The sequence below is a fragment of the Amycolatopsis sp. NPDC004772 genome (assembly GCF_053601215.1).
Genome location: NZ_JBSGBK010000157.1, coordinates 1 through 9,358, shown reverse-complemented (window position 1 = coordinate 9,358; position 9,358 = coordinate 1). Strand labels below are relative to the sequence as shown.

10 protein-coding genes are annotated in these 9,358 nt (G+C 70.7%); 3 read left to right on the top strand and 7 right to left on the bottom strand.

Annotated elements, in window-relative coordinates; genetic code table 11:
- Positions 1–157: 157 nt before the first annotated feature.
- The 6 genes from ACWEF6_RS42290 to efeU all read right to left on the bottom strand — a co-directional run bounded on the left by ACWEF6_RS42290 (position 158) and on the right by efeU (position 5,615).
- Positions 158–592, bottom strand: coding sequence for a PPOX class F420-dependent oxidoreductase (locus ACWEF6_RS42290; RefSeq protein WP_310973838.1), 435 nt, complete (start codon positions 590–592; stop codon positions 158–160).
- Positions 593–609: 17 nt separating this feature from the next.
- Entirely contained in the window at positions 610–1,752 is a 1,143-nt protein-coding gene (locus ACWEF6_RS42285; RefSeq protein ID WP_449688100.1) for a GDSL-type esterase/lipase family protein, read from the bottom strand.
- A complete protein-coding gene (locus ACWEF6_RS42280; protein ID WP_449688102.1) occupies positions 1,749–2,318 on the bottom strand; it encodes a TetR/AcrR family transcriptional regulator in 570 nt (189 codons plus the stop codon). Before ACWEF6_RS42280 ends, ACWEF6_RS42285 begins: the two co-directional genes overlap by 4 nt.
- 62 nt (positions 2,319–2,380) lie before the next feature.
- Positions 2,381–3,640, bottom strand: coding sequence for an iron uptake transporter deferrochelatase/peroxidase subunit (efeB, locus tag ACWEF6_RS42275; protein WP_449688099.1), 1,260 nt, complete (start codon positions 3,638–3,640; stop codon positions 2,381–2,383).
- Positions 3,637–4,773 carry an iron uptake system protein EfeO gene (gene efeO, locus ACWEF6_RS42270; RefSeq protein ID WP_449688098.1) on the bottom strand — a complete coding sequence of 379 codons (1,137 nt, stop codon included), beginning with the start codon at positions 4,771–4,773 and terminating at the stop codon, positions 3,637–3,639. Before efeO ends, efeB begins: the two co-directional genes overlap by 4 nt.
- On the bottom strand, positions 4,770–5,615 hold the full coding sequence (gene efeU, locus ACWEF6_RS42265) for an iron uptake transporter permease EfeU (protein ID WP_449688097.1): 846 nt from the start codon (positions 5,613–5,615) through the stop codon (positions 4,770–4,772). The genes efeO and efeU overlap by 4 nt, the downstream gene beginning before the upstream one ends.
- Before the next feature lie 364 nt (positions 5,616–5,979).
- Here efeU and ACWEF6_RS42260 point away from each other — a divergent pair, with 364 nt between their 5' ends.
- Complete coding sequence (locus ACWEF6_RS42260; protein WP_449688101.1) at positions 5,980–6,726, top strand: murein transglycosylase; 747 nt, start codon at positions 5,980–5,982, stop codon at positions 6,724–6,726.
- A 215-nt stretch (positions 6,727–6,941) separates the two neighbouring features.
- Here ACWEF6_RS42260 and ACWEF6_RS42255 read toward each other — a convergent pair whose 3' ends face one another.
- Positions 6,942–7,346 (bottom strand): tetratricopeptide repeat protein, encoded by a 405-nt coding sequence (locus ACWEF6_RS42255; RefSeq protein WP_449688096.1) that lies wholly within the window; start codon positions 7,344–7,346, stop codon positions 6,942–6,944.
- A 72-nt stretch (positions 7,347–7,418) separates the two neighbouring features.
- On the opposite strand from ACWEF6_RS42255, the gene ACWEF6_RS42250 reads away from it, so the two are divergent.
- Together ACWEF6_RS42250 and eno are read left to right on the top strand one after the other, a co-directional pair.
- Positions 7,419–7,880 carry a VOC family protein gene (locus ACWEF6_RS42250; RefSeq protein ID WP_449688095.1) on the top strand — a complete coding sequence of 154 codons (462 nt, stop codon included), beginning with the start codon at positions 7,419–7,421 and terminating at the stop codon, positions 7,878–7,880.
- 64 nt (positions 7,881–7,944) lie between these two features.
- Entirely contained in the window at positions 7,945–9,231 is a 1,287-nt protein-coding gene (gene eno, locus ACWEF6_RS42245; protein ID WP_191307267.1) for a phosphopyruvate hydratase, read from the top strand.
- Positions 9,232–9,358 lie beyond the last annotated feature (127 nt).

Genomic DNA, 9,358 nt, shown 5'->3' with positions numbered 1-9,358 from the left:
CGGGCCTGCCCAGATGGTCGTCGATCTTGACGTAGAGTGCGGTGAGAAGGGTGTTCAGGTCGGTCGTCACAAACTGATCTTGGACACCCTTCGCCTGTCTCCAGACACCACCCGGCCTTAGGACTTACTCGTCTAGTGGCGGCCACCTCGGGAAGGTTCAGACGTTGCGGACGTTCATCTCGAGTTCGTACGGCTCCCGGTCCCAGTTCTCGACGCCGAACGCGAGGATGCGCTCCGGGTGGATGCGGATCACCGCGTCGTCGAAGTGGACGTCCGAGAGGTGTTCGTATTGCCCCTGCGGGACTCCGACACCCACCAGTGCTTCCGCGCGGCCCCGGATCTCCAGGCACCGGACCCGCCACGGGTTCGTCGAAGGGACGTCGTCGACCACGAGGGCGACGCGGTCGTCGGTCGCGATGTTGCGGAACTTCTGGGTCCCGCGCAGGCGGTGCCCGGTGATGTCGATGGCTTTTTCGTCGGGGTTGTACCGGAATCCGACCGGGTTCACCTGCAGCGTCCCGTTCGGTTGCCGGGTCGCCAGCCGGCCCAGCAGCTGGTCGGTCAGATAGGCGAGCTCTGCTTCGGTAAACATGACCGAAGTGTCCAACTTCAAGCTCCCTTGAAGTCAAGGGCCAGTGCGGCGAACCGCGCCCCGATCCGGCGGTGGGCCGCCGGGCACGGGTGGAGGTCGTCCGGCAGCGGAAGGTCCGCGAAGTCGGCTTCGCCGTACAGCGCAAGGCCGTCGAGGTAGCTCAGGTGCGGATCCGAGGCCTGCCGCTGGGTCACGATCCGGGCCAGCTCGTCCCGGATGACCTCCAGCGTCAGCTTGCCCGCCGCGCGCTCGGCGGGGTCGCCGGTCGCGCGGAACCGGACCACGCCGGCGGCCAGTGCGTCGTGGTCGAAGTCGCCCGGTCCCGGTGTCTGCTCGTGGATCGGGCAGTACAGCGGCGAAACGACCACGAGCGGGGTGTCCGGGTGGCCGTCGCGGATCGTGTCGAGGAAGCCGTGCACCGCGGGCCCGAACGCGCGCAGGCGCATCAGGTCCGCGTTGACCACGTTGATGCCGAGCTTGACGCTGATCAGGTCGGCGGGCGTGTCCCGCAGCGCCCGGGCGGTGAACGGGTCGAGCAGCGCGTTGCCGCTGAAGCCGAGGTTCACCAGCCCGACGCCGGCCGCGGTGGCGGCGAGCGCGGGCCACGTCGTCGCGGGGCTCGCCGCGTTCGAGCCGTGGCTGATCGAGCTGCCGTGGTGCAGCCACACCCGGCCTTCGGGAGCGGCCTCGGCCGGCGCGTCGGCCCGCAGGGCGATCAGCTCGGTGAGTTCGTTGTGCGGCAACCAGATCTCGACGTCCTTAGGCTGCCCGCCCAGCCCGGCGAACCGGACGACCCCGGGCGGCCCCGTGGTGAGCGAGGACGTACCGGCCGCCATGTCGACGGTGAGGGTGTTGCCGCCGCTCACGCTCGCCTGGGCGGTCAGCTCACCGTCGACGAGCAGGTCGTAAACGCCGTCCGGCCGCGGTGGGGCGCCGGGGTAGACCTGCTTGGTGCGCAGTGTTTCCAGCTCGACGACGTCCGCGCGCGTCCGGAACCGCAGCCGCACGCCGGCGGGCTGCGCCTCGGCCATGGCGAGCCGCGGGTCGGTGTTCTGCGCCCGCGCGCGGGCCGGGAGCCGGTGGGGCACCAGGCCGCGCCCGGTGCGTTCGAGTTCGAGTGCGCCGCGGACGAGGTCCGCGGTCAGGGGGATGTCGATCACGAAGCCGGCCAATCCTGCAGAAGGGCATCGAGGGCGGCGAGGATGCGGACCCAGCTTTCCGGCGCGGCGGGGGAACTGTGGTCGAACCCGCCTTGGGCTTCGAGGCTGACGAACCCGTGGAAAACGCTGCCCAGCAACCGCACGGCGTGGGTTTCGTCCGGGCCCGTCAGGGCGTAGCCGCGCAGGATCGCGCGCATCATCTCGGCGTGCCGCGGCCCGGCACTCGCGGCCGCGGTCTCCGGGTCGAGCCGCACCTGCGCGGCGGCGTACCGCCCGGGGTGCTCGCGGGCGTAGTCCCGGTAGACGTCGGCGAAGGCGACCAGCGCATCCCGCCCGGCCCGCCCCGCGAGCGCGGCGGCGGCCCGATCGGCGAGCTCGTCGAGCGCCAGCAGCGCAACCTTCGTCCGCAGGTCGTGGGCGTTCTTGACGTGCGAATACAGGCTGGCGACCTGAACGCCGAGCCGCCGCGCCAGCTCCGACGGCGTCAGCCGATCGAAGCCGGCCTCGTCGGCGAGTTCTGCCGCCGCGTGCACCACGCGTTCGGTGGTCAGCCCTGCTCGCACCATCATCCTTCTCCCAGTTGCCTAAAGCCAGAGTAGATCAACCTAAAGGCTTTAGGCAACCGGGGTCAGGAGAAGAGCGCGTCCGCCCAGCTCGAGTCGCGGGTTACGCCCGGCGGGACCGCGAAGTGCGCCGACCCCGTGTGCTGGACGTACTCCATCATCGCGTCCTTCGACGACAGCGCCTGCTGCATCGGCACGTACTGCTTGCGGGTGTCGCGGTTGAACGCCAGGAAAAACAGCCCCGCCTCCAGGTGTCCCACGCCGTCCGAGCCGTCGACGAAGTTGTAGCCGCGCCGCAGGATGCGGATGCCGTTCAACGCCTGGTGGGAGGCCAGCCGGACGTGGGCGTCCTCCGGGATCAGCTTCTCGCCTCCCGCGCCGCCGACGTCCAGGTCGAGCTCGTCGAACTCCGCGGTCTGGCCCAGCGGGGCGCCGGTGCCCTTCGTGCGGCCGATGATCTTCTCCTGGCCGTCGAGGGTTTCGCGGTCCCACGTCTCGATGTGCATCCGGATCCGGCGCGCCACCAGGTACGAGCCGCCCGCCATCCAGGCCGGGCCGTCGGCCGCGGTGGCCCACACCTGGTCGGCCAGCACGTCGGGCTCCTCGGCCTTGATGTTGTTCGTGCCGTCCTTGAAGCCGAACAGGTTCCGCGGCGTCTGCTGTTCGCGCGAAGTCGACGAGCTGCGGCCGAAGCCCAGCTGCGACCAGCGGACCTCGGTGACGCCGAAGCCGAGCCGGACCAGGTTGCGGACCGCGTGCACCGCCACCTGCGGGTCGTCCGCGCAGGCCTGGATGCACAGGTCGCCGCCGCTGCGGGCCGGGTCGAGCTTGTCCTTCGGGAACAGCGGCAGGTCGATCAGCTGCGGCGGGCGCTTGCCGGCCAGGCCGAACCGGCCGTCGAACAGCGACGGCCCGAAGCCGATGGTCAGCGTCAGGTTCGACGCCGGCAGGTCGAGCGCCTCGCCGGTGTCGCCGGGCGGGGCGTACGCGCCGCTGCCGACCGCGCCGTTCGCGACGACCTCCTGGCCCGCGGTCATCCGGCGGGCCGCTTCGGTCCACGTCTTGAGCAGCGCCCGTAGCTTCTCGCGGTCCTTTGTCGTGACGTCGAGGGCCGCGAAGTGCAGGTTGGCCTGCGCCGGCGTGACGATCCCGGCCTGGTGCTCGCCGTGGAAGTCGACGGTGTTCGTCGACGCCTCGGCGTTGCCGCTCGTCGCCTTGTCGATCCCGATGCCGGCGGCGGCCCCGGCCCCGGCGAGCGCGACACCCGCGCCCGCCAGGCCGAAGAGCTTCCGCCGCGAGACGCGCGTGCCCTCTGCCGACGTCACTTCGACACGACCTCCGCAACCTTGCTCAGCGGTTCGCTCAGCGCGTCGACGGCCGAGGCGAACTCCTTGACCTGGTCCTGGGACAGCTCGGTGTACAGCTTGAAGCCGTCACCGGCCCGCTGCTTGTCCAGCAGGCCCTGCACGTTCGCGAACTCCTTGTCCAGAGTGGACACCAGCGCCGGGTCCTTGGCCTGCAGGATCGGCCGCAGCGAGGTGATCGCGCCCTTGGAACCGTCCACATTGGCCTGGAAGTCCCAGAGGTCGGTGTGCGAGAAAGCCTCTTCCTCGCCGGTGATCTTGCCGGTCGCGACCTCGTCGAGCAGGCCCTTGGCGCCGTTCGCGAGGTCCAGAGCGGACAGTTCGAGGGTCTTGGTCTTGGCGACCAGATCCTTGACGTCGGTGACCAGCTTGTCGGCGATCTGGCCGCTGTCGGGCTGCAGGCCCGTCTTGAACAGGTCCTTCTCCAGCCGGTGGAAGCCGGTGAACTGCTGGTTGGGCTCGAGGTCGGCTTCGCGGACGTCGATGGCCGGGTCGAGGTCGCCGAACTTCTCGGCGACCGGCTCGATCCGCTCGTAGTAGACGCGGGTGCGCGCGTACGCGGCCTTCGCCTCGTCGAGCTTGCCGGCCTTCACGAGGTCGGCGAACTTCACCGTCTCGTCCTGCAGCGCGCCGGTGTTGTTCGCGACGTAGTCGGCGTAGCTCTTGGTGGCCTGCGCCTTCTGCGCGTTGGTGTCGTTCTGCTTCGCGACGCCGCCGGTGACGGTGAAGTCACCGCGGATGCCGTTGCCGGCCATGCCCGGCTTGCACGCGGTCTGGTACTTGCCGGCGTCGGCGATCTCGACGATCAGCCGCCGGTTGAGCCCGGGCGCGATGTTCTCGACCTCGCCCATGATCCGGTCGCCCTCGGCGTAGAGGTAGAACTCGGTGACCTTGGTGCCCTTGTTGGTGATCTCGAAGGTCACGTTACCCGCGCCGGCCGTGGTCGCGGAGACCTCGCACGCGGTGTCGGACGCCGAAACCTTGATCGGGCCGCCGTCCGCCGCGGGCTGGCTCTTGCTGTCGCACGCGGCGAGCGCCACCAGGGTGGTGGCGCCGGCCAGCAGGGCCAGGGGGGTGGTCTTGCGCACGGTCACTCCTTCGAGGCGGCCGCGGCGGCGGGCGCCGGCGCGGTCTTCTTGCTGGGCTTGAGGAAGAGGGGCAGCACGATGGCGACGTAGGCGACCCAGGCGACGGCCTGCAGCACGGTCGTCTGCTGCGAGTAGTTGAAGATGCCCTTCAGCAGCGCGCCGTACCAGGACGTCTCGGGCAGCGTCGCCGAAGCGTCGAAGGCCAGCGTGCCGATGCCCGGGAGGAACGCGGCCTCCTGCAGGTCGTGCAGGCCGTAGCCGAGCACGCCCGCGGCGACGAACACCAGCAGCACGCCGGTGATCGTGAAGAACTTGCCCAGGTCGAACCGCACCGCGCCCCGGTAGAGCAGCCAGGCGAGGACGACCGCGGCCGCGATGCCGACGGCGAAGCCGATCAGCGGCTGCACGGTGTCCGACTGCGCGGTCTGGACGGCGGAGTAGAAGAACACCGCCGTCTCCAGGCCTTCGCGCCCGACCGCGAGGAACGACAGCAGCAGCACGGCCGCGGGGCCGACGTCCAGCGCGTTGTCCATCTTCCCGCGCAGTTCGGCGGCGATGCTCTTGGACGCCTTGCGCATCCAGAAGATCATCGCGGTGACGAACACGACGGCGACGATCGACAGGCTCCCGCCGAGCAGCTCCTGGTGCTCGAAGGACAGCTGGGCGGTCGTGTAGGTGAGGATCGCACCGACGGCGACCGACAGCAGCACCGCGGCGCCGACGCCCGGCCACACCCAGCGCAGCGCGTGCCGCCGCTCGGTCTTGACCAGGAAGGCCACCAGGATGCTGACGACCAGCGCGGCTTCCAGGCCTTCGCGCAGCCCGATCAGCGCGCTCGAGAACAACACGGTCCGCCTCCCTGATTCTGCTTCCGTGATGGTTTTAGGTAAGGCTCACCTGTAAGTCCAGCGTGCGTCCGCCGCTCCGAAACGATGCAATCGGGCAAACGGGACATCGACTCGAAGTTAGGTTAGGGTAACCGCAGGTCAGAGGCTTGCGCGTCGACTCGATAACGAATTCTGTGATTTCGCAGGCAGTGGGCTCGGGTTAACCGTCGGCTTGCCTGGTCAGCCGCTTGGGGGACCCTCTTGAGTGCGTCCGTAACCTGTTCGGGTGGCCGATACCGCTCAGCCGACCGTCACGCCTCCGTCGTCGCCCTCGGGCGGCCCGCCCAGGCGGTACGTCGGCCGGATCGCCCTCGCGCTCGGGCTGGTGGTCACCGGCGTGATCCTGCTCGTCACCATCGGTGTCCGGAATCCCGACGCGCCCGCCGCGGTCCCGCCGGTCCAGCCGGCGCTCGCCATTCCGGAACAGCGTCCGCAGCCCGGTGCCGAAGCGCCGCGGGCCGGGCTCGCCGCGCCGGTCGACCGGCCGCAGGTGTCCGACCGCGTCGAGCTGGACGCGTGGGCGGCCCGGGTCGCGGACAAGACGCACGTCCCGGCGCGCGTGCTCTCGGCGTACGGCCGGGCGGAGATGTGGATGCAGCGGCAGAAGCCGACGTGCCACCTCTCGTGGGCGACGCTCGCGGGCATCGGCCGGGTCGAGACCGAGCGCGGGGAGTTCGACCTCGCGGCGATCGGCGCGGACGGCCGGGTGGCGAAGCCGGTGGTCGGTCCGCCGCTGGACGGCTCGCCGGGCGTCCCGGCGGTGCACGATTCCGACGGCGGCAAGCTCGACGGCGACAAGGCGTGGGACCACCTGATCGGCCCGATGCAGTTCCTGCCGTCGACGTGGAAGAAGCACCAGGAGCGCGCGAACGGCGACGGCGGTGCGCCGGACCCGCAGAACATCGACGACGCGGCCTTCACGGCGGCGCGGTTCCTGTGCTCCGGGGGCGACGACCTCGGCACCCCGGCCGGCTGGTGGCGGGCGATCCTGTTCTACAACCAGGCCGTTCCCTACGGCCAGGACGTCTTCAGCGCGGCGGACGCCTACGCGGAGGCGAGCGTCGCGCCCTGAGTCACAGCTCGCGGTCGGCGACGAACGGCGTGACGGCCATCAGCACCAGCAGCAGCAGCCCGGCGTACGCGCCCAGCGTGACGAAGATCGACATGGTGGTTCCTCCCGGTTCGGTCTGGAACCAGCTTCGCCGGACGAGGGGGTGCGGGACATCGGTCGAGGGGCCCGGCTTGCTCGGCCGAACGGCCGAGGACTTCCGGGCCGTTCGGCCCTGGTCAGGTCTCGCGCAGCGCGATGTGGGCCTTGACCTCGCTGATCGCTTCGAGGTACTCGGGCACCGGGTGCATCGCCGAGGCGATCTTCATCTGCGCCAGCGCCTCGACGAACCGGCCGAGCCGCTGCAGCGTCCGGCCCAGGATGAACCGGGCGTAGTGGTCGGTCGGGTCCAGTTCCAGCACCCGGGTGAACGCCTCTTCGGCGCGCCGCAGCTGGGCGGAGTGGAAGTACGCGCGCCCGGCCAGCAGGTGCACCGACGGTTTGTCCGTTTCGGATTCCAGCAGGGGCTGCAGGGCCTTCAGCGCGTCGAGCGGACGACGCCGGCCGACCAGGTCTTCGGCCTGGCGGAAGGCATGGAACCGCGACTCTTCGGGAGGCTGCGAAGCAGCTGCGGCGTCCGTCATGGTCACTCCCACGTTACCCCGGAGGAGGGGGTTGCACACGCCTCCGAACGGGACGTGATGGACTGTGCCGCCATGAGCAGCCCGTACCGGGGCCTGGCGCCCTACCTGTACTACGCCGACGCCACCGAGGCGCTCGCCTGGCTGACCAGGGTCTTCGGGTTCACCGAAGAGGTCCGGTTCTGCGACGGCGCCGGCGAGGTGTTCCAGGCGACGCTGCGCGCGGGCGAAGCGCGGATCCAGCTCGCCGGGGTCGGCCCGGACTACTGGCAGGCCAAGGGGGTCGACGGGCCGGTCGGCCAGCTCAACATCGTCTACGTCGACGACGTGGACGAAACGTACGCCCGGGTCGAGGCCGCCCTCGGGGACGAGTGCGAGCTGGAGCCGCCGCAGGACCAGCCGTACGGCGCCCGGGTGTTCACCGTCGCCGATCTCGGGGGCAACAGCTGGACGTTCTGGCAGCAGACGTCCGAGGTCGTCGAGCTGCCGCCCGGCTGGCAGGAGGTGCGCGCGGGCGGTGAGTCCTCCAACGGGTGAACTGCGGCGACGGCTAGGCTGGCGGCGTTACCGCAGGCAGAAATGACGCACCGAGGAGCATGGCGTGGCTCTCATCGAGCAGGTAGGCGCGCGCGAGATTCTGGACTCGCGCGGCAACCCGACGGTCGAGGTGGAGGTGGCTCTCGACGACGGCACCCTGGCGCGGGCCGCGGTCCCGTCGGGGGCGTCGACCGGTGAGCACGAGGCGGTCGAGCTGCGTGACGGCGACACCGGCCGCTACAACGGCAAGGGCGTCGAGCGCGCGGTCGCCGCGGTGCTCGACGAGATCGGCCCGGAGATGGTCGGCATCGAGGCCGTCGACCAGCGGATCGTCGACCAGAAGCTGGTCGACCTCGACGGCACGCCGGCGAAGTCCCGCCTCGGCGCGAACGCCATCCTCGGCGTCTCGCTGGCCGTCGCGAAGGCCGCCGCCGAGTCGGCCGAGCTGGAGCTGTTCCGCTACCTGGGCGGGCCGAACGCGCACGTGCTGCCGGTGCCGATGCTGAACATCCTCAACGGTGGTTCGCACGCCGACAGCAACGTCGACGTCCAGGAGTTCATGATCGCGCCGATCGGCGCCGAGACCTTCCGCGAGGCCCTGCGCTGGGGCACCGAGGTCTACCACTCGCTGAAGTCGGTGCTGAAGGGCCGCGGCCTGGCCACCGGCCTCGGCGACGAAGGCGGCTTCGCGCCCAACCTCGGCAACAACCGCGAGGCGCTCGACCTGATCGTCCAGGCCATCGAGAAGGCCGGCTACACCCCGGGCCGCGACGTCGCGCTCGCCCTCGACGTCGCCGCGACGGAGTTCTTCGCCGACGGCGCGTACACCTTCGAAGGCGCGAAGAAGAGCGCCGAGCAGATGTCGGCCTACTACGCCGAGCTGCTGGCGAACTACCCGCTCGTGTCGATCGAGGACCCGCTGAGCGAGGACGACTGGGACGGCTGGGTCACCCTGACCGCCGACGTCGGCGACAAGGTCCAGATCGTCGGCGACGACCTGTTCGTCACCAACCCGGACCGCCTGGAGGAGGGCATCACCCGCCGCGCCGCCAACGCGCTGCTGGTGAAGGTCAACCAGATCGGCACCCTGTCCGAGACGCTCGACGCGATCTCGCTGGCCACGTCGTTCGGCTACAAGTCGATGATGAGCCACCGCTCGGGCGAGACCGAGGACACGTTCATCGCGGACCTGGCGGTCGCCACCGGCGTCGGCCAGATCAAGACCGGGGCCCCGGCCCGCGGCGAGCGGATCGCCAAGTACAACCAGCTGCTGCGCATCGAGGAGACCCTCGGTGACGCCGCCCGGTACGCCGGCGAGCTGGCCTTCCCGCGGTTCACCGCCGAGGCCTGACGCCGATGGCGGACCGGGGGAGGACACGCGGCCGCCGCGGCGGTGGCGGCGCGCCCCGCCTCGGGGCGGCGGGTCCGCGTGGGCCCGCCGACCCGCGACGCCGCGGCGGTGGCGGCGGGGCGTCGCG